The following is a 20,562-nucleotide window of genomic DNA, read 5'->3' as shown; positions in this document are numbered from 1 at the left end:
GTACCGTTTGCTGTAGCATAATCTACCGTTACTGCATTCTGGATTGCACCGGTCAAGGTTACGGTGAAAGTAGCGTTTCCACCACTGATGTTCTCGGCAACCGTTACGTTGTTGATCGCTAAACTTGAAGCATCATTATCAGTTATATTGGTTGTAACTGAATTGGTACCAAGTACTGCAGAACCGGTTAATCCTGAGATATTGGCAGTAAAACTTTCTGTTGTTTCAGAAATTGCATCATCAACAATTGGGATAGTAAAATTTACAGTTCCTGCCGCAGAGCCGACAACTGTTCCGATAGGAAAAGTGACTGATGTAACTGAAGGCGTTCCATAGTCGGCAGCGGTAGCGGTTCCAGGCGCTGTAGTTACATTCACAGTAACAGCAGATTGAAGCACAATGCCTGCGGTACCTGCCAAAGTCACACTATAGGTGGCACTACCCACATTCTCTGCAACTGTTGCATTGGCCGTCGACAAATTCACGATGGGCACTTCGTATGCGCACAGAAACGCATCGTCGAAATTACCCTCATTCCCAAGATTTGCACGATACAAATATGTACCCGCTGGTACTACGCTAGTTTTCCCGCTTACGAAAAACCAGGTTTCCAGATCTGTTGCGCTGGTGAAACTAACTCCTGAAGAAGTTGCTCCTGTTACACCTGCAATAGCACTCTGATCGGCATTTCTAATATCAATAGTCCCTGTCCAATCTGCGTAACTACCGTTAAATGTTCGGCTACTGAACCAACCTGTATAAGAAATGATACTTGGTTTAGTGGTGGTAAATGGCCTGGTAACAGTACCAGCGTTATTGGCGATATCAAGGTATTGAGATCCATTGTGTGCTAAGTCAGGCCCGGCAGCATAACCAGTTCCGTCAACTTTAACAATATTAAACAATCCATTAGCGCCGGATACGGTGCTCCATCCGTCGTAAGTGTTGCCAGATTGAACATTGTTTCCATTGTTATTGGTTATCCCAATATTGCTATCAAAACCAGCAGGTGTGCCCGTAATCAGATTAGTGGAACATACCGTGCTGACTACCGGGTTTATGTTGGTTATGTTAGCCGTATTGTTGGTCGTAACCGGATCATTTTGACCACCAGCAATCGTGGCGGAGTTACTCATATCTCCGGCAGAGTTTACAGAAGCCGTTATTGTAAGTACAGAGTTTGCACCTGATGCAAGATTTCCAATCGTCCAAACACCAGTACTAGAATTGTAGGCTGCAGAGGGATTGGCACTAATAAAAGTATAACCCGACTTTAAAGCATCTGTGACTGTTACTCCAGTTGCGGGAGATGGACCTGCGTTTGCGGCTGTCAAGGTAAAGACTATATTCCCACCAACTGTTGGCGTATTGGTGTTAGCTGTCTTCGTAATACTTAGATCTGTCCTTGGCTCAACTGTGACCGTTATCACACCTGTTGTCGACTTCTTTAAATAAGTATCTTCAAAAGTATAATTCGCGGTGACCGTTCCGCTGAAACCTGTAGCTGGAACAAAAGTTACGAGGCCGGCATCATCAACAGTGAAAGTTCCTTGTCCAGCTACGGTATAAGTTTGATCTATAATTCCATCTGTAGCAGGATTTAGGTCTAAAGTTCCTGAAGCATATGTACCTTGCGCTGAATTTAAAACCGGGTCAGGACCGTTAATGGTAGTATTGTCGTTGGCTAGAACATTGATGGTGATACCTGCGCTGTTGTTAATGAATGTTGTTGCAGCATCGTTATTCGCAACAGGCGTTTGTAGTTGTTGCGCTGAAGGTGTAATGTTTACGTTCCTGATCTCGTGAAAGTTGGTTGATCCGCCGGTAGACGCAGCAAAACCCGCCTTTAAAGTAGATGGTATCCTGCTATCTGCAATTACATATGGAGCGTTATTTAAGATCGTCACCCACCTGTTTTTCTCACCAACATAAATATCCACGCTAATAGAAAAACCAGTATCAGTACCGGTTCTTTTAACGACATCAAATCTCACTTTGCGATATCCGGAAAGAAGATTATTCACAATCCTTGAACTAGTTGACAGCGTAAACTGATCTGCAGCAGGAAGGATAAAACTACTATTAATCGTATTATTGGCTGAGGTTACTTTACCATTTACGAATGGGTAGGCTTGATTTCCAAAACGCGCATTGTTAGGGCCAACAGCGCCACGAACCACAACCATACCGTCTACATCTACTCTATTGGTTTGAGTATTTCCAGCTGTATTTGTGAAGCCTCCATTTTTAGTTTCAGTAGCTACGCCAAAATTACCATACTCGTCTAATCCTAGCGCTAAAAACCCAGCATTCATGCCTTGATTAGCGGCAGCATTTGCATTTTGCGCATATCCCAAGGCGCCGCCGAATTGTCCAATATCGAAGGTTTGTGAGCCATCGAAAAGGAAAAAAGTAATACCATCTGCACGTGTACCACCATAAGTAAAATACTCAAATTCAGCATGTATACCTCTCGAAAAAGGAAAGTTCTGATTGATATAAGCAAACCCTTTTTGATTGGTATTAGCATTCGTCAACCTTAAAACCCCATCACCAGAGGGATCAACTCCTCCACTGGTCAAACTTGCACTGGCCGTACCCCCTAGTACTAAACCTGTAGTATTATTTGTTTTAAATGAGTTTTTATAAGGAAATGTCTGGGCGTTTGCTTCATTTCCTAACATTACGATGGAAACAAAAAACATTGCAAAAACAAAATATCCAACAAATTTCTTCGTTAAATAATTGTGACTACGATTAAATATTCGCGCGAAACCACGCGAAAAGAGTAGAGCTTTATTCATAAACGGGACGATAAGACAGTCTGCAACAATAGGGTTGTGGCAATTGTTATTCTAGCTAATGTTTGGTTTTTCGATAACTTACGTAATCTCAAAACCTATGGTTTTAAAATGATGAAATTTATTAGTGAAATTCTGTTTCACCAATCGGATATCACACTTATTTTCGCAAAGATATTTAATGGTTAGAAAACTTCAGCTGACGATTATTTGATTTTGTATTATTAGTAATACATAATGTTTCGCTATTGAGTTGACTTAAATCAAATGCTGGGTTATTTTAATTGGAATGGAGATTTTTTGGAAAGCCAACAACGGCAGACAATTGATTATAATCAATTGTTTTAATACAACCATTAGCTATATCAAATTCAAGACATTCAAGTTTCAGCCTAAATACTTGGCATATGCTGCTCAGCATGTTAAAAAGTGGAGATTCAGAATAATTTGAAAAACTATTTCTGTCGATGTATTAATCTTTAATGGCTGGAAAGATTACGGTAAAGCAGGTTGTTGCATCCGATGACTGCACACTTATTGTACCACCATGAGCTTTTGCGATTTCACTGGATATAAATAATCCTAGACCCAATCCCTCCTGCCCTTGCTTGATGCTACCCCTCGAAAAAGGCTTAAACAAATGCTGCTGAGTTAATTCATCGATCGCTTGTCCTGAATTGATTACACAAAGTTCCAGCCCCTGGTCATCAGTTTTCGCCGTTATGCTGATGGGTTTGCCCTTCTCTCCATGTGTAATAGCATTCCCCATTAGGTTGGAGAACAGCTGTGCCAGGCGCTTGTGATCTGCTTTCACAGGTTTTGAAAGAGACAGATCAAGATCAATAACTATATCTGGAATGGCTACAGTAAATTCGGAAATGACTTCCTTCAGCGTATTTTCCAGGCTGTCTGTATTTTCAAAATTTAATTTGATTCCACCGCCAAGTCTACCACTCGCGAAATCAAGAATATTATCAATAAGCCCGCGGGTCCTCATAGTAGCATCCTGAATAATCTTGGCTAATTTCAAATTTCTTTCGTCGAGATTACTCCTTAATTGAAGCTGCACAGCATTAGAAATGGCATTTACAGGGTTACGAAGATCGTGTCCCAGCATGGCAATAAACTGTTCCCGGATTTCTCCTTCTTCCTCCTGTCTGCGGCTTCGTTCTGTCGCAACTGATAAGTCGTCAATGGCACTAAGATGAAATGAAATCAATTCCGCAAACAAGTTGAAAGTATCAATGGTATGCTGGTTGTTTACATTAGCTGGGTTAGGATCAATGGCACATAGTGTGCCGAAATATTCACCATTTTTTAATGTTATAGGGACAGAAATATAGCTTTGTAAACCATAGAGGCGGGGTGTATGGTGGTCACGCCATTTCTCATCTTCACTTACGTGATCAATGGCTACAGCTTTTTTGTGTTCACTGATTTCGTGGCAAATAGTAGTTTCCAGCTTAAGCTCTCCGCCGGGCTCTAAACCAAAACCTATGAGATCGTTTGTAGCATAGGCAATCCACTGTTCATCAGTTACCCTGGCAATGGCCGAAAACCCCATGCCTGTGGTTTTACAAACTACGTCCAAAATGTTAGCGATTATGGGAATTTTTGCAACGGACTCGATATCAAGTTGAATATCCGCTTTACTGATGCGTTTCATGCCGACTAAGTTTAAAGGATTGTAGTCCTCTAAATCAAAGATAGCAAATTGAATTGCATATCCAAGCCATCACGAAGCAATCTAAGGTTTATATAATGATTGTTACTTTTAAGGGGCGGCTAGGCTATATGACCAAATGCCTGATTATCTACACGGTGTACAAAATCACCAATATCAAAGGGCTTGGAAATGAAATCCTGTGCAGCACAGTGGTGTAAAACATCTGCTTTAGTATAATTTGCGCTCATCATGACTACCGGAACAGTACATGTAGACAGGTTTGCCTTTAATATCCTACAAACCTCTATTCCACTACCATCAGGAAGCATCACGTCAAGCACAAAGGCATCAGCGCGAGCATCCCGAGCGCCCTCCATAAACGCACCAACAGTAGCAAAACTGCATACCTCATAATTTTCTGTCTCTAGTAAAAAGATGATTATTTCTCTGATATCGTCATCGTCCTCAAGTACACACACCCTCTTTTTAACTACGTTCTGTTTCATCATTTTCCCTTTCTCCTTATCTGAAGTATATATGCAACAGGTTTTCAGTAATTAAGTTTTATTTATCTGATTTTATAGCACTTAAGAATGATCGCATTAACGGAAGTAGATCGAAGTAGCAACTAAAAAAAGAGAGTGCCGGCAAAAAGCGTTGAGATATAGAGATACATCTAATCTGAAATTCACCCTAAAAGCTCTAAAACATAGCGATTAAGAGTAAACAAAACTATTTAAAAAGAAACCTGTTCAAGGCTATATAAAAAGTCACCTTATGATAGGATTTATACTCGCCACCCCATCTAAAACTCCTAAGATTAAAAATAGCGGAGCCGAGTGGCAGGAGCAACTTATGGTTTCACAACTTCGGCAGATGGATTGTGGAGCATTTAAAAAACTATATAAAATGTATGCTGCAAACCTGCTTGGCGTAATCACTCTTATTGTTAAGCAACGTGAAACTGCAGAGGACTTACTACAGGAATCTTTTTTGAAGATTTCGAAAAACTTTTCCAGTTACGATGAAAACAAAAGTCGACTTTTTACCTGGATGCTGAATATTGCCCGAAATACCGCAATTGATCACCTGAGGAAAAAGTCGACGAAACAGGAAAATCATCATGTTGATCTGGATGAATCCATGATCCAGTTGAATACGAAATTCTTCTATTCAATATACACAGATGGTATTGGAATCAAAAAAATAACAACCTCCCTTCCCTATAAGCAACAACTGATTATAGACCTCGTTTATTACAAAGGCTATTCACATACTGAAGCCGCTGAGAAACTTGATATGCCACTTGGGAGTTTAAAAACTGCATTGCGCGCCGCAATTCTATTGCTCAGAAAGTCATTCAATAAAGAGGATTTGCCCGCTAAAACAGCACTGCCATCATACCCCTTACCTATTCAACAGCATGCTGCCGCCTCACACCACTTTTTTTAACCAACAGTAAAGTTATATCCTAAGGAATTTCCATACCAGTTGAGATCTGTACTGACACCAACAAAAAACAACCTAAATGGTGGGAATGGACACAGATAAAAGCATCCCGGCTACCCGGGATGCTTTGTACTTAAACCAGGTTTTGTATACTGATTTGCTCACGCGCAGTTTTTGCCGCAGCCACCATATTGATTAAGGCGGCTTTTGTTTCCGGCCATTTACGGGTTTTCAAACCGCAGTCTGGATTTACCCAAAGGTGTTGTGCAGGGAGCAGGCTTGCTGCTTTTGTAAGCAATAAGGCCATCTCTTCGGCACCAGGAACTCGTGGTGAATGAATATCATACACTCCCGGGCCGATTTCGTTGGGGTAGTCAAAATCTGCAAAGGCCTCGAGAAGTTCCATCTGCGAGCGCGAAGTTTCAATTGTAATCACATCCGCATCCATAGCTGCTATATGCTGAATAATGTTATTGAATTCGCTGTAGCACATATGCGTGTGAATTTGTGTGTCATCCCCCACCCCGCTTGCCGAAATCCGAAATGCGTTCACCGCCCATTCAAGATATTTGGCGTGTTTGGACTTTCTTAAGGGTAAGCCTTCACGTATGGCGGCCTCATCAATCTGAATGATACCAATCCCAGCTTTTTCCAATGCCAGAACTTCATCCCGGATGGCAAAGGCTATTTGATTGGTTGTAATATCCCTTCCCTGATCATCACGTACAAATGACCATTGTAAAATGGTTACCGGGCCCGTAAGCATGCCTTTCATCGGCTTTGCTGTTTGAGCAGCAGCAAATTTACTCCAGCGTACCGTCATGTCTTTCGGGCGGCTCACATCGCCATAAATTACCGGCGGTTTTACGCAGCGGCTTCCATAACTCTGCACCCAACCATTCTTTGTAAACAAGAATCCATCCAGCTGCTCGCCAAAATATTCCACCATGTCGTTACGCTCGAACTCTCCATGTACCAGCACATCCAGTCCAATTTCTTCCTGCCAGCGTATAGCCGCTATTGTTGCATATTTTATAGCCTCTTCATACTGCGCAAGGGTCAGATCACCTTTTTTGTATCTGGCACGCATCTGGCGTATATCATCTGTTTGTGGAAATGACCCTATTGTTGTGGTAGGGAACGCAGGGAGCTTAAACCGCTCGTGATGCAATTGCTGACGTATTGCAAAAATACTTTTACGGGTTGAGTCTGCATCTGTGATTCCGGCAATACGATCCTTCACTACTTGTTTATGTACTTTCTGAGAGCTAAGGCGGTTTTTAATTGCTAATTGGTTGGCTTTGAGCAAATCAGCATTTCCTTCAGCAATTTGACGGATTTCACTCACTTCAGTTAATTTTTGGCGTGCAAAAGCCATCCAGTTTTTTATTTCCGGATCAATAGCTGTTTCGAGTTCCAGATCAATCGGACTATGAAGCAATGAACAGGATGGGCCAATCATTACTCGGTCTTCGCCCAACAATGCTACTGCCTTAGCAACAAGAGAAAGCGACTTTTCATAGTTATTCTTCCAAACGTTACGCCCGTCTACTACCCCTAAGGAAAGTTGTACTTTTTCAGGAATCATTGCCAGCACATCGTCCAGCTGGTCAGGAGCCCTCACAAGATCGATGTGCAAGGCTGATATTGGAAGGTTTACGGCCAATGCTGCATTATCCAACAGTGCCTCAAAATAAGTAGCGACTAGTAATTTTACCCCGCTTACCCTATTAGCAATAGCCCGGTATGCATACTCAAAAGCCTCTTTGTCTTTTTTTGAAAGATCGAGCGCCAGGCAGGGCTCATCCAGCTGAATCCATTCTGCTCCCTGTTGTTTCAGACGGTTGATTATTTCAATGTAAACCGAAACCAGCTTTTTAATCAAGTCAATCCGTTCAAAACCCGTTTCTTTTTCTTTACCCAACAGCAGATAGCTCACCGGCCCCAGCAATACTGGCTTTGCTTTTTCTGCTAATTGCTGCTTTGCGCTGTTGTATTCACAGAATATATTTTCATTAAATATCCGGAATTCCTGATCTGCAGTAAATTCAGGCACAATGTAATGATAATTGGTATCCAGCCATTTGGTCATTTCCATTGCAGTAATATCCAAACCGTCTTTTTGGTAGCCGCGAGCCATAGCAAAATAGAGATCAATCTCGTTGTTGCCCTTCACCTGCGAGAGTACAGGCGAGTACCGTTGCGGGATTACACCCAGGAGAAAACTCGTATCTAATACCTGATCATAAAAACTGAAATCATTGCATGGGATAAGGTCAATACCGGCATCTGCCTGGGTTTGCCAGTTCTCTTCCTTAATGATACGTGCAACCTTATTGAGTTCCTTAAGGTCTATTTTACCTGCCCAGTATTGCTCGCAGGCTTTTTTCAATTGTCGTTGGATCCCTATCCGCGGGTATCCCAGATTTTGTGTTAACATATTTCAACTTTTTAAATGGTAAATAATCATTGTAAAAAATTCGCACATCATCTCAGGATGTTTCGCATAGAATGAAAAAAAGAAAAACACAGACGCAGGCGATAGCCCGGCTCATCCAGCAGGGTTTACCATCATAAGTACTCATCTGACTTTAAGCTTCAATCGCGAAAGCATCGTCAATTCGAAACAGGCAGGTATCCTGACTTGTAACAGTTTCTATCATCCTTCCCGCCAAATGAGCAGTGGACATCCCTGGATAAAAACCTTTTTGTTACTTACAGTTGCGCGACAGTTCGTGATTTACACACGATTCCCTTTTCATTTACAGCTAAGTAAAACCTTTTTCAATTGTTGAAATATGCAAAGAACTCCAATTATTACAAATCAGCTTTAAACTGCAACAAAAATACATTTGAAGATCATTATTCTTTTAAAAATGTAAAGTTCAGTTATATTATCTATTTTTAGCTCTATCTAAAGCAAATTAAACTTTTAATAACTTATATTTAACACCATTAAAGATAATTATTCTGATGACTGAACTTGATGAAACCGACTTATTGTTGTTAAAGATCCTCGCAAACAATTCAAAACATACCAATAAGGAACTTGCAGGAAAGGTAAATCTATCCCCTTCTCCAGTTTTCGAGAGGATCAGACGACTCGAAACTGCCGGATATATCAAAAAATATATTGCCATTCTGGATGCGGGGAAATTCAATCAGGGATTCATCGTATTCTGCAACATTAAGCTGAAGCAACATGACAAGAAAATTGGTAACCGCTTTGTAGAAGATATTATGAATATTGATGAAGTGGTGGAATGCTATAATGTCTCGGGAGATTACGACTTTATTCTAAAGGTTTATGCCAAAGACATGAAACACTATCAGGACTTTGTATTCAATAAACTTGGTTCTGTTGAAAATATAGGCAGCACACACAGTACTTTTGCTATGGCCGAAATTAAAAATACACACAACATTAGTTTTTAAACTTACTTATCTACTGAGTCTCCGCCTGAACTTCTAGCGATTGAAAGTTATCTAAAACGAGGTAATTTCATTCGTCAATTGGCAAAAATAAAACTTGGTAACCATTATTATGATATATTAGCTTTTTATTCAGATGGGAATGTTCAGCCGAGATATTTAAACTTTGAGACTACGTCCAGATTGTATTGATATTATATTATAAAGGTAATGGTGATTATTAGTAGTTTTGAAGAATACAAGTCTTATTTAGGAATCCAAATTGGGCAATCCAAATGGCACAAAATAAACCAGCAACAAACCAACAGGTTTGCTGATGCAACGGATAATTACACAAGTGACAACGGTAAAGCTAAAGAACAAACACCAGTTGATTCTGAATTTGTACCTGGGTATCTCACGTTATCGCTGATCCCTTATTTGTGGAAACAAATAGCAGACATCAGGGATGTTAAAATGGAGGTAAACTACGGGATAGAGAATTTCAAATTTAATCAGGAAGTCTGTGTTGATGACGAAGTAATGCTGCGCGCCAAGCTGATATCAATCTCCGATCTTCGCGGGATCACTAAAGTTGTTATTCAGGCAGATCTCGATATTAAAGGATCAACGGTAACTGCTTACACAGGTAACGTGGTTTTCTTATATCATTTTAATTAGGTCTGATACGCTAAGATGCGGAACATCTCACGAATCATCTCTTGTGATAGTTTCTGCTTAACCTGGTGCTGCATCAGGTATTCATCAGAAAAATTCTCACCTAGTTCATCCATAATAAAGGCATATCTGGCCTTTAATTCGATAAGATCAATCTGTGTGGATAGAGATAGCTCCTGCATAGTACAAAGCTATAAAACCCGTTTATCAATCGGAAGAAATTAATCAGATGTTAATAAAAATACATTAACTACTCAATAGACAGATTTAAGCTGATGTGAGCTTTTCAAGTTATGGCATAAGCCCTACTGCTGAAAAACGTTAGCTTTCATATTCTTGCCAGAATAGCCTTTTTGAGCTATTTACAAGGGCTTGCCATATTGGTAATTTTGAAGAATTAATTTTCCTTTTATCAATGAAACCAAAACACTTTTTAATTGCATTAGCCATTCTGGTTATACCATTATCACTACTCGCTTCCCTTTATGTACCCAAAGGCATTAAAGCCCGGAAACATGAGCAAACCATGAAATTAGCACCGGTAGAAACCGATCACGTTACCCTTGAGGATGTGCAAAAAAAAACCTTTTATATTGAGGACAAGCAACCTATTGGAAGTACAGTTTATTACTGGAAATTACGATCGGGTAATCAGGTAATCAATTTTGAACATGTACCCGACAATATCTTTTGGAAATGGAACGTGAATGAAGCAGTTCCCGCTGGCGTGATTCTTAAATTAATGAGAATTGATGAGCAAATACATGAAACCTACAATTTACACATCACCAGGCAACGATAATCCAGATGGCTGGAAATAAAAAAAGGCTATCTCACGACTGCCTTTCACATATAAATAATTAACCAAACAAATTCATTTTAGGAATGGCCACCATTACGCATGATGGCCATTTTTGATCTTGAACTACCCAAAGTTCTTCGACCTGTTTTTTCATAGGTAGCATATAAACCATACTCAGCTGATATTGTTTTCGCACCACTTGCTTTTTAATGTATGTTACTGATTTTTAGGGAAAATAAAATATTTCTTATCCTCCCTTTATAAAATTAATCGATTCGATGATCTTGCCATCCAGTGATAGATCATCAAAATTATCTTGTTTTGATACTGCCACGTCAGGTACGAGGTAATCATAGTAAATTCCATTTCTGTCGCTATCGTACCCTGTAGTCAGCGCCATCGTGGTATTAAATGGCAAAGGCCAGGAAACATTACCTGTAGTATAGCCGGCCGTGTCTTCACCAATAAAACGCGTATTGGCTCTGCCTTTAAAAGCCAGTGCAGTAATTTCTCCCGAACTTCCAGTGAACAATCCGGTGATGACAGCCACTTTCGCCTGATCTAATAAACGACCATTAGGCGTTACAGATGAAATAACTTTAGATTTTTGGATGTAATTGCCCTTGTCTAGCTTATATTTACTTACTGATCTCTTATCTACATTAAGTTCACCCCAGATATCATGATCACCAAGAAGGTCATACAGCGCCAGCAGCATAGGGGCCGCGTTACCACCGGTGTTAAACCGCAAATCTACTATCCAGCCCTCAATGTTATCATTGCTTTTGATTTGAGCGATCTGATCATATAAAGGCTGGGCAACGCGACTTATATTTTTAGCACTATTGTCAAAGAACACCATACCAGGAACTAAAATATAGCCGTACTTCCCTTGCAGTACTTTTACCTCAAACGGTGGTCTGGTATCATATTTCTTTTTCCATTGCGCGGAGTAGCGGTCTTTTGCAATCACCTTACGTGTTGCTGAATATTTGTCATCCCCACGGTACACTAAACAATGCTTCGCATTAATCTTATCAAACAAATTACTAATTTCAGTAAGAGAAGTCTTAAAGGTATTATAAGCCGCCAAACGCTTATAGGTTTCAGGCTCCACACTTTTCCAGTCCACTGATTTGCGGTGCAGATAGCCAATCTTTAAGGCCTTAAAAAGTTCTTTATAAAAAGTATCGATGCTATCCTGACCGGAGCGACCTGATGTTTTGACAATTGACTCTTCCTTTTTCGCACTAACAGACTGCGCTGAAGCATTCAGAGAAAAAAACAATAGCAGGATTAAGTTAAGAATGTTTTTCATTTCAAAATATAAGTAATTTTGAAGGTAGACGAAATTTGTTTGACTTTGGTTGCATATTTTTCCGCGACCGCAAACTAAAATGCCTCAAAAGTGTTTCTCCAGTTAAGATTTATGTTATGGTACTAAATTTAAACGATCTTGTGCGTGCAGCCGGAAAGCTGGAAAATGTGTTAAATGATCTTGACATCAGCATTAAAATAGGTAAACCAAATATTATTGCATTTGATATTCCGACAGCATTGAGTTTTCGCGATGAGCCTGCGATGATACAATTTGCCAGACAAGCCCTGGCGAAAGCTTCCGTAGCTTTATACGGCGAACTAAGGATTATTTTTATCCTTGGCCCGAATCATAGTCATTCTATCCTGTTAAAACCTGATTCCAGTTCAATGCCCAATTAGCGATATCATTCGCTACAAGTTGCCTTCCGCCAGGCACCGGATAATTACACTCTCCTAGTTCTAAAAACTGGAAATAGTATTTGATTCCTATCGTTATTTGCGCATGGCAAATTCCACGCTGTCGATTACATGATCCAAATCAAACGGTTTCTCTACAAAAGCTTTCGCTTTACAACCAATCCCAATTTCGCGCGAGCTTACGTTAGCGCTCATCATCACCACTGGTATATCGTGTGTATGCTTATCATTGTTAATTTTTCTGCAAAGATCTATTCCATTTCCATCAGGCAAACGGACATCAAGCAGGTATAGATCCGGCGTATAATGGTGGCGCGCCCTCATCAGGTCTTTAATGCACGAAAACATGCTCACCTCATAATCTTCTTCTGATAATAAAATATTTAAAACGTCGCGGATAGCGTGATCATCTTCCAGCACACATATTTTCTTTTTCATTTTATTCCTCCTCCATAACCAAAACCCTTTTTTTAAGATCAACTGGCCCATACTTATTCAACATGATCTACCTGCGAATTGTTTAGAAGATGCAATTAATTTTTTCCTGAAACTTACAGCGCAATTTAAATCTTGATCTTACTTAAAACCAGGCTAAAGAATTTAATGAAAGCAGCTTTGTTTATTTAGCTATTCAGGCAATTCTAAAACTTTAGCGAGAGCGAAATGTTAAACAGGAAATAAAAACAAAACCTATGACATCAGATAAAAAAGTGCAAGCAATCAAATTATTGAAACAAGGACTTGAAACGATTCAGGCGAGAGCGTACACAGAAATTGCGGAAATCCCGACAGATGACCAGGATGATTTTCAGGTGAAGTACAGTTTTGTGCACGAAGGTATAGAGGGCATTTTTACTGTGATAGGTAAAGCCGCCCCTGCTGCATCCGAAGAAGGTGAAATTAAATTTACGCTGCTGAGTGAGTTCGCGGAGGATTCACTACATTATGAATCGGCAACAGCAAAAGAACAGGTTGACAACGACCTGATCAGTGCCGAAAGCTACCTGAACGACCATATCAATCAGGGATAAGAAGATCAGAGATGGACAAACCCAGCTATCTCAATTTTGACCATTCTAAATACGAATGGAAAACTGATATCGACTACCGAGTTCATCCTGAGGCCTACCGAGTAGGCAAGGGTGAACAAGGTGTGCTGATCTGCGAGCCATACAAAAGTGAAATTGGCCGATACTGGCGTTTTAAAACACCCGATATCGCCAACGAAAGTAGCGAAAAAATATATAAACTTTTCCTTGAGTATTTGCGAGCGGATGATTTTGTTGGAGCCGACATGGCCCGCAAATACCTGCAGATGGGTTATACCCGGGCCAGAAGATATGCCAATTACAAAGGTGGTAAAAAGTACGATGCCGATCAGGATTACCGCCAGCTGGAACGCGGCACCGGCGATGCACAAAAGGCCATATGTGCGTCTATCTTTTATGATCGGTGGAAATCAGCAGAAGCCAATGAAAAATATGTAAAACTAAAGAAGCAGTGGAGAGATGAAAGGGGTTAAAAAACAAAACCTTCCTGAAAAATGCTGTACGGTTTGTGGACGCAACTTTAGCTGGCGCAAGAAATGGGAAAAAGTTTGGGAACAGGTAAAATACTGCTCCGAAAAATGCAGACGAGGGAAATCTGCGTAATTATTTCTTGTAATAAGCCGATAAGCATGTCCTGATGTAAAAAGAGCTAAATCTTTTTTATATTTGACTTACGGAAATGGTGTCCTTCCGATTCAACCGCTTTTCAAAGCTGATGGCGCCTGCAAAGTATCGCGGATAATGAAATCCCGATGGTAATTCCGCTAATGAATAACCTGAATCGAATAATCTCAAAAATGCAGTTTCAGAGCCTTGGCTATGCCTTGCGCTGGACGTTGATCACCATTCCTGTAGCCGTTTGTATCGGCAGTATGGTTGCCCTTTTCCTGTGGTTATTACAGGGGGCAATCCATTTGAGGTTTGCCAATAAATGGTTACTATACCTGCTTCCGCTTGCCGGTATTGTTATTCACCTGATTTACAAAGTTGCCGGCAAATCTTCAGAAAAAGGCAACAACCTTATCCTTACAGAAATCAGCAAGCCTGAAAACGGTGTTCCGATGGTGATGGCTCCATTGATACTGGTTACCACTATCATTACCCATTTGTTCGGAGGCTCTGCCGGGCGTGAAGGTACCGCAGTACAAATCGGAGGAAGTATAGCCGCTACCTTCGGAAAATGGTTTAGACTTGACGAGCATGAAATTCGCATATTGCTCACGGCCGGTATTGCCGCAGGCTTTGGTGCAGTTTTTGGAACCCCTTTAACGGGGGCTATTTTTGCAATGGAAGTATTGGTAATCGGAAAGATTAACTATACATCTCTACTTCCATGCCTGATTGCCGGAATTGTTGGCGATTTAACTGTAGCTGCCTGGGGCATACACCACACCCCATACCGAATTGATATCATACCCGATTCACCCTACTTTCTTTCTGATTATCTTCCGGTAAATCTGCTCTTACTTATCAAGGTAATCTTGTCGGCAATTGCATTCGGACTGGCAAGCTACATTTTTTCATTGGCGATACACCTGGTGAAGTCCTTGTTCTCCAACATCGGTAAGAAACAATGGTTGATCCCTCTGTGCGGTGGATTGACAATTATTCTGCTAACCCTCCTATTGGGAAAACCCGATTACCTGAGCTTAGGCGTTGATGCGGAATACAAGGGTGCTGTAACCATCACCTCTGCCTTTCATGCCGGAGGTGCTGAGCATTTCAGCTGGCTATGGAAAACCGTGTATACCGCTATCACACTTGGAACGGGCTTTAAGGGTGGTGAAGTTACTCCCCTGTTCTATATCGGAGCAACATTGGGCAACACCCTTGCCGGATGGATGAATGCACCTGTAGGCCTTTTCGCAGCACTGGGCTTCATAGCAGTTTTTGCGGGTGCAACCAATACACCACTGGCCTGTACAGTAATGGGCGTTGAGTTGTTTGGCAGCCAGTATATTCTATTCTTTGCTGTAGCCTGTTTTACCGCTTATCTTTTCAGTGGACAAACTGGAATATATATAGCACAGGAACCTGGCATTCCTAAATTATTTTCTAAATCAAAACAAAAAATACCACCTTCAAAAGAATAAAAAAATTATATTAAGCTAATTCAGAAATGATAATTCAACAGACAGAGACTTTTTTCAATAAATATATCACGTTAACATTTAATATATACTCACAATGCTAAAGAAATTACTTTTTGCAATGCTCCTGTGTACTTTGCTTCAGGTGCAGGCCCAGGAGAACTTAAATTTCAATAATAATAAGGAAATTACTTCACCCGAAATCAACTCTGATAAAAGTATTACTTTTCGTTTGATGGCCCCAGGCGCAAAAAAGGTGGAATTGCAAGGTGACATGCTTGGGCACAATAACCCGGTTCCGATGAACAAACAGGACGATGGCCTCTGGACTTACACTACCCCTCCTGTGAAGCCAGAATTGTACAGCTATTCATTTATTGTTGATGGACTCAAAATTCGGGATGCCAATAACGTTTATCAGATCAGAGATGTGGCATCGGTAGTGAACGTGGTTATTGTGCCAGGTGGAAAAGCCGAAAATTATCTGGTAAAAGATGTGCCGCATGGAACAGTGAGCAAAAGATGGTATAAATCTCCGGGAAATGAAAAAAACAGAAGAATCTCAATCTATACCCCTCCGGGTTATGAGGAAGGGAAAAACAAATACCCGGTATTATATCTGCTGCACGGTATGGGTGGAGATGAAGAAGCCTGGCTGGCTCTGGGAAGAACTGCCCAGATTTTAGATAACCTCATTGCGCAGGGAAAAGCTAAACCGATGATTGTGGTGATGCCCAATGGAAACGTTGCACAAGGTGCAGCACCAGGAGAAGATTCGAAGGGCATGTATAAACCAACCATGCAACTGCCCCACACGATGGACGGAAAAATGGAAGAAACATTTATGGATATCGTCAAATTTATTGAAGTCAGCTATAGGGTAAATGCTAATCAGGCGAACAGGGCCATTGCAGGTTTATCCATGGGCGGATTCCATTCCCTTCACATCAGCAGGTTTTACCCTAAAACATTCGATTATGTTGGTCTTTTTTCTCCAGCGATCATGGCTTTCAGCAAAACCACATCTCCGGTTTACGAAAACTTTGATGTTACACTTAAAAAACAATTCAGCAACGGTTTAAAATTATACTGGATTGGCATTGGAAAAACGGATTTCCTTTACAAATCAGTAGCAGATTACCGGAAAAAACTAGACGAATACGGTGTGAAATATACTTATTCGGAAAGTGAAGGAGGCCACACCTGGTCGAACTGGAGAGATTATCTTGTTAATTTTAGTCAGCAACTTTTCAAATAGTTGACGAGGCTTTTTTATGAGATAGAACCAAAGTAGATGCTTCATTCCTTTATCATGTTAGCACAAAATTAATATTCCCGTAATACCGCTGCGTATACCGCATTGTTAGTTTTGCGGGATATTTTATTCCGTACTAATCATGAAGACAAAACTTTTACTTATTGGCCTGTTACTATCCGGCACAGCATTTTCCCAGCAAAAAATCGATGTTCAGGCACATCGTGGTGGGATGGCTCTGCTCCCGGAAAACACCATCCCGGCAATGCTTAATGCGGTAAAGCTAGGGGCTAAAACACTGGAGCTCGACGTCGTTATCTCATCCGATGGGAAAGTAGTGGTTTCCCACGACCCTTATATGTCGGCGGTTTTTATGAGCAAACCTGATGGTTCTGCAGTAACGAAAGAAGAGCAAAAAGATTTGAGTTTATTCAAAATGACCTATGACAGTATCCGCAGATATAGCTCAGGTTTAAGACCTCACTCCATGTTCCCTAATCAACAGCAACTCAAAACCCATAAGCCATTATTGAGTGATCTGATCGACAGTGTAGAAAGCTATGTAAAAAAGAACAAACTCAAACCGGTTTATTACAATATTGAAACCAAATCTTCACCTGCTGGTGATGGAAAATACAATCCCACACCAGAAGTTTTTGTTAAAACCATGATGGATGTAATCAATACCAAAGGGATTAATAAACGTCTGGTTATTCAGTCTTTTGATGTAAGAACACTTAAAGTTCTGCACCAAAGCTACCCTCAAATTAAGCTATCACTTCTGGGTCAGGGCAAGATGAATCTAACCGAAGAGCAGCTAAAGCAATATGGGTTATCAGCCAAAGAGGTTGAAGAGTATTTCAAACAGATGAATGCCAAAAAATTCGGTATGGAAGAAGACCTGAAAAACTTAGGCTTTGTACCCGCAATTTATAGCCCATATTATACAGGGGTAAATGCAGAAATGGTTAAACAGGCACATGAGAAAAAAATGCTGATTCTTCCCTGGACGGTTGACAAAGAAGAAGATATGCTGGCTTTACAAAAACTTGGCGTTGACGGGATCATCACCAATAGCCCCGACGTTTTAATCCGGTTAATGGGAAGTTATCAAAAAAGATAATCAATAAGACTTAAATCTTAAACCCGGGAGAAAAGTATTCAAAACAATATCAAAAAGAAAAGAGCTCCGAAGAGCTCTTTTCTTACTTATATGAATCCTTATACAGCATCAATTGCTTCACGAAGAGCTTTCGCCGCAGCAGCAGGATCTTCTGCACCATAAATTGCTGCGCCCGCAACCGCCACCTGAGCACCAGCCTTAATTACAGCCGCTACATTGTCGATGTTCACACCACCCGCAATCGATACCGGAACACCAGCTCTGGCAGCCTCATCAATCAATACCTGAATAGAATAACCTGCGGTCCACTGCTCATCAAGACCTGCATGAAGTTCAACAAACGCTACACCTAATTCTGTCACTTCCTGCGCTCTTTTCACACGATCAGGATAACCAATTGTATCTACTACCACACCCTTTCCATGAGCTTTTGCTGCTTTCACCGCGCCAATAATTGTTGCGTTACCAGCTGCGCCCATAACCGTTACCAAATCTGCTCCAGCTTTAAAAGCAATGTCTGCTTCAAGCTCACCCGCATCAGCCGTTTTTAAATCTGCAAACACCAGTTTATCCGGATGTGCATTTTTCATTGCAGTAATCACAGTTGATCCCATGTTTTTAATCAGTGGTGTTCCCAGTTCTATAATATCCACATATGGGGCCACTTTTGCAGCCAATGCCAATGCTTCTTCTGTAGTTAATAAATCTATTGCTACTTGTAATTTTGCCATGATTGTATTTGTTTATAATTTAATATTTAATCGTATTTACTATTATTCAAGATTTGCATGACGCTCCCAAAGTACCTCTGCCGGGGTTCCATCCATTTTCCAAAGCGATTGAAAAACCACATCCATTAACAGGAAGAGGAACTGCTCAAACAAACTGCCTGCATATTGTTTAGACTTGCCACCATCAAACTCCTGCTTCCCGGCAGCTGGAATAATTACGGTATGGAAAGCAAGTTTTGCCAGATCAGATCCTGGTGCCGTGGTTACTGCAATTATCCTTGCACTTGTCGAAACGGCTTTTTCAGCCGCCCTCACCATCGAAGCCGTGGTTCCCGATCCTGATGCAACGATAAGCAGGTCGTCCTTTCTGATTGCCGGCGTTGTGGTGTCACCAACAAAATAAACTGTGAGACCAAGATGCATCAACCGCATAGCTGCACCCCTTAATGCAAAGCCAGACCGGCCGGCAGCAGTTAGAAAAATTCGTTCCGAATGTTGAATAGCATTAATCAATGGAATGAGATTTTCGATATCTACTTTCTTTGAAAGCTTTAGGTTTTCTTCCAGTATTAGGTCTAAATTCATTTTCAGCTCCCAGTTCAGTTGCTGAAAATCCAGGTTTCCAAGTTCAGTTTCGGCTATTTTCATGTCGTCTTTTTTCGTGCTCAAAAGTAATCTCCAGTTTGTTCATGCCTCTTATACAAATAGCCTATTTTGTGGTACAATCAGGAAATTCTGTAGCTTAAAAGTCATAATAATAAGGCAGTTTAACATCGATTTCCGAATTGTCCACCATAATTATCCATTAGTCCAATCACAATCCATTTAACGCTTTATCTTTGCATCATGAATGCTGAAAATACCCTGGGACTCGAGCGGGCGGTACTTTATATCCGCAACCTGAACAACTGTCCGCCGAGTTATCTGAATGATCCGGGCCGAAAAGATTTCTTTGAAATTGTATGGCTAAAGAATGAAGATCCTCTACATGGAATTTCCGATCCGGCTTTCCGGATCAAAGGAGATTGGGTATATCTCATACCACCCTATAGGGTACATCAGCTCAATAAAGCTGGTAAAAATGGCGAGCTCATCTCCTTTAAGCGGTCCATGCTGGAAGAGGAGGATAAAGATTTTCTGCTGGATTTGTTCCGGATTTTTAATGTGCAGGGCGAGTTTTCCTGTTTAAGGCTTGATGAAAGTGCATCAAGAGAGCTGGAAAGTATTTACAGCATCATGGAAATGGAATATCAAAAGGAAAACAATTACGGCATGATGAAGGCTTTGTTAAAAGTGCTTCTATTGAAACTGATATCTGTAAAGGAGCTCGAATTTACCTCCCACGATATTCATCAGAAACGCGTTTACGAATTCCTGATGCTTTTGGAAAGCAATTTCCATTCAGTAACCAATATTGACTTCTATGCCGGAAAATTAGGAATCAGTTCAAAAAGGCTCAACCAGATATTGAGGGAAAAACTGAGTAAAACAGGCACTCAGATTATCCACGACCGGATTATCCTGGAAGCCAAAAGAAAGATTATCCATAGCGAGGTCACGATTAAAGAGATTGCCTATGAACTTGGATTCAGTGACCGGCCATATTTCAGCAGGTTTTTCAAAAAACAAACTCAACAAACACCAGAAGAGTTTCAGAAAATGGCAAGGGCACACATCGAAACAAATCTTAATACGTTGATTTAGTTTATACCCTGCGTTCGTTACGCCTGCATAGCATGTTTTGGACAACCAGAGACAAAGCCTGGTCTG

At 40.8% G+C, this 20,562-nt stretch carries 21 protein-coding genes and 2 riboswitches; of the genes, 12 read left to right on the top strand and 9 right to left on the bottom strand.

Features of this window, described 5'->3' with window-relative positions:
- The 3 genes from R2Q80_RS21260 to R2Q80_RS21250 all read right to left on the bottom strand — a co-directional run.
- The coding region (locus tag R2Q80_RS21260) for a Calx-beta domain-containing protein (protein WP_316801546.1) at positions 1-2,804 on the bottom strand (2,804 nt) is incomplete at its 3' end.
- Positions 2,805-3,273: 469 nt separating this feature from the next.
- Positions 3,274-4,467, bottom strand: coding sequence for a GAF domain-containing sensor histidine kinase (locus tag R2Q80_RS21255; RefSeq protein WP_316801545.1), 1,194 nt, complete (start codon positions 4,465-4,467; stop codon positions 3,274-3,276).
- Between the two features lie 119 nt (positions 4,468-4,586).
- Positions 4,587-4,976 (bottom strand): PleD family two-component system response regulator, encoded by a 390-nt coding sequence (locus R2Q80_RS21250; protein ID WP_316801544.1) that lies wholly within the window; start codon positions 4,974-4,976, stop codon positions 4,587-4,589.
- A 268-nt stretch (positions 4,977-5,244) separates the two neighbouring features.
- Here R2Q80_RS21250 and R2Q80_RS21245 point away from each other — a divergent pair, with 268 nt between their 5' ends.
- Entirely contained in the window at positions 5,245-5,919 is a 675-nt protein-coding gene (locus tag R2Q80_RS21245; RefSeq protein WP_316801543.1) for an RNA polymerase sigma factor, read from the top strand.
- Between the two features lie 130 nt (positions 5,920-6,049).
- On the opposite strand, the gene metE is transcribed toward R2Q80_RS21245, so the two are convergent.
- Entirely contained in the window at positions 6,050-8,356 is a 2,307-nt protein-coding gene (metE, locus tag R2Q80_RS21240) for a 5-methyltetrahydropteroyltriglutamate--homocysteine S-methyltransferase (RefSeq protein WP_316801542.1), read from the bottom strand.
- Positions 8,357-8,527: 171 nt separating this feature from the next.
- Positions 8,528-8,714, bottom strand: a riboswitch (cobalamin riboswitch).
- 175 nt (positions 8,715-8,889) lie between these two features.
- On the opposite strand from metE, the gene R2Q80_RS21235 reads away from it, so the two are divergent.
- Together R2Q80_RS21235 and R2Q80_RS21230 are read left to right on the top strand one after the other, a co-directional pair.
- On the top strand, positions 8,890-9,351 hold the full coding sequence (locus tag R2Q80_RS21235) for an Lrp/AsnC family transcriptional regulator (protein ID WP_316801541.1): 462 nt from the start codon (positions 8,890-8,892) through the stop codon (positions 9,349-9,351).
- 207 nt (positions 9,352-9,558) lie between these two features.
- The gene (locus R2Q80_RS21230) at positions 9,559-10,008 is read left to right on the top strand and encodes a MaoC family dehydratase (RefSeq protein ID WP_316801540.1); all 450 of its coding nucleotides are present in this window, start codon (positions 9,559-9,561) and stop codon (positions 10,006-10,008) included.
- On the opposite strand, the gene R2Q80_RS21225 is transcribed toward R2Q80_RS21230, so the two are convergent.
- Positions 10,005-10,187, bottom strand: coding sequence for a hypothetical protein (locus tag R2Q80_RS21225; protein WP_316801539.1), 183 nt, complete (start codon positions 10,185-10,187; stop codon positions 10,005-10,007). The two genes, R2Q80_RS21230 and R2Q80_RS21225, sit on opposite strands and share 4 nt — an antisense overlap.
- Positions 10,188-10,420: 233 nt before the next feature.
- On the opposite strand from R2Q80_RS21225, the gene R2Q80_RS21220 reads away from it, so the two are divergent.
- A complete protein-coding gene (locus tag R2Q80_RS21220) occupies positions 10,421-10,807 on the top strand; it encodes a hypothetical protein (protein ID WP_316801538.1) in 387 nt (128 codons plus the stop codon).
- 247 nt (positions 10,808-11,054) lie between these two features.
- On the opposite strand, the gene R2Q80_RS21215 is transcribed toward R2Q80_RS21220, so the two are convergent.
- A complete protein-coding gene (locus R2Q80_RS21215) occupies positions 11,055-12,125 on the bottom strand; it encodes a S41 family peptidase (protein ID WP_316801537.1) in 1,071 nt (356 codons plus the stop codon).
- A 116-nt stretch (positions 12,126-12,241) separates the two neighbouring features.
- Between R2Q80_RS21215 and R2Q80_RS21210 the strand changes: the two genes are divergently transcribed.
- Positions 12,242-12,526 (top strand): hypothetical protein, encoded by a 285-nt coding sequence (locus R2Q80_RS21210; RefSeq protein WP_316801536.1) that lies wholly within the window; start codon positions 12,242-12,244, stop codon positions 12,524-12,526.
- A gap of 93 nt (positions 12,527-12,619) precedes the next feature.
- Here R2Q80_RS21210 and R2Q80_RS21205 read toward each other — a convergent pair whose 3' ends face one another.
- The gene (locus tag R2Q80_RS21205; RefSeq protein WP_047801086.1) at positions 12,620-12,982 is read right to left on the bottom strand and encodes a response regulator; all 363 of its coding nucleotides are present in this window, start codon (positions 12,980-12,982) and stop codon (positions 12,620-12,622) included.
- A gap of 254 nt (positions 12,983-13,236) precedes the next feature.
- Between R2Q80_RS21205 and R2Q80_RS21200 the strand changes: the two genes are divergently transcribed.
- The 6 genes from R2Q80_RS21200 to R2Q80_RS21175 all read left to right on the top strand — a co-directional run bounded on the left by R2Q80_RS21200 (position 13,237) and on the right by R2Q80_RS21175 (position 18,061).
- Complete coding sequence (locus tag R2Q80_RS21200) at positions 13,237-13,575, top strand: hypothetical protein (RefSeq protein WP_316801535.1); 339 nt, start codon at positions 13,237-13,239, stop codon at positions 13,573-13,575.
- An 11-nt stretch (positions 13,576-13,586) separates the two neighbouring features.
- Complete coding sequence (locus R2Q80_RS21195; protein ID WP_316801534.1) at positions 13,587-14,066, top strand: DUF4385 domain-containing protein; 480 nt, start codon at positions 13,587-13,589, stop codon at positions 14,064-14,066.
- Positions 14,053-14,196, top strand: a complete 144-nt coding sequence (locus tag R2Q80_RS21190) for a DUF2256 domain-containing protein (RefSeq protein ID WP_316801533.1) — start codon at positions 14,053-14,055, stop codon at positions 14,194-14,196. Before R2Q80_RS21195 ends, R2Q80_RS21190 begins: the two co-directional genes overlap by 14 nt.
- 63 nt (positions 14,197-14,259) lie before the next feature.
- Positions 14,260-14,325, top strand: a riboswitch (Fluoride riboswitch).
- A gap of 65 nt (positions 14,326-14,390) precedes the next feature.
- Positions 14,391-15,686 (top strand): voltage-gated chloride channel family protein, encoded by a 1,296-nt coding sequence (locus tag R2Q80_RS21185; protein ID WP_316801532.1) that lies wholly within the window; start codon positions 14,391-14,393, stop codon positions 15,684-15,686.
- 94 nt (positions 15,687-15,780) lie between these two features.
- Positions 15,781-16,941 (top strand): esterase, encoded by a 1,161-nt coding sequence (locus R2Q80_RS21180; protein ID WP_316801531.1) that lies wholly within the window; start codon positions 15,781-15,783, stop codon positions 16,939-16,941.
- A 139-nt stretch (positions 16,942-17,080) separates the two neighbouring features.
- Entirely contained in the window at positions 17,081-18,061 is a 981-nt protein-coding gene (locus tag R2Q80_RS21175) for a glycerophosphodiester phosphodiesterase family protein (protein WP_316801530.1), read from the top strand.
- 98 nt (positions 18,062-18,159) lie between these two features.
- Here the strand turns inward: R2Q80_RS21175 and hxlA are convergent, their stop codons facing one another.
- The gene (gene hxlA, locus R2Q80_RS21170) at positions 18,160-18,792 is read right to left on the bottom strand and encodes a 3-hexulose-6-phosphate synthase (RefSeq protein ID WP_316801529.1); all 633 of its coding nucleotides are present in this window, start codon (positions 18,790-18,792) and stop codon (positions 18,160-18,162) included.
- A gap of 42 nt (positions 18,793-18,834) precedes the next feature.
- Positions 18,835-19,440, bottom strand: a complete 606-nt coding sequence (hxlB, locus tag R2Q80_RS21165; RefSeq protein ID WP_316801528.1) for a 6-phospho-3-hexuloisomerase — start codon at positions 19,438-19,440, stop codon at positions 18,835-18,837.
- Positions 19,441-19,638: 198 nt separating this feature from the next.
- Between hxlB and R2Q80_RS21160 the strand changes: the two genes are divergently transcribed.
- Positions 19,639-20,496: an AraC family transcriptional regulator gene (locus tag R2Q80_RS21160; protein ID WP_316801527.1), complete on the top strand. Its 858-nt coding sequence runs from the start codon at positions 19,639-19,641 to the stop codon at positions 20,494-20,496.
- Positions 20,497-20,562: the final 66 nt, after the last annotated feature.

The sequence above is a fragment of the Pedobacter frigidisoli genome (genome assembly GCF_032678525.1).
GTDB classification, from domain to species: Bacteria; Bacteroidota; Bacteroidia; order Sphingobacteriales; family Sphingobacteriaceae; genus Pedobacter; species Pedobacter frigidisoli_A.
This window is presented reverse-complemented; position numbering and strand designations above follow the sequence as displayed.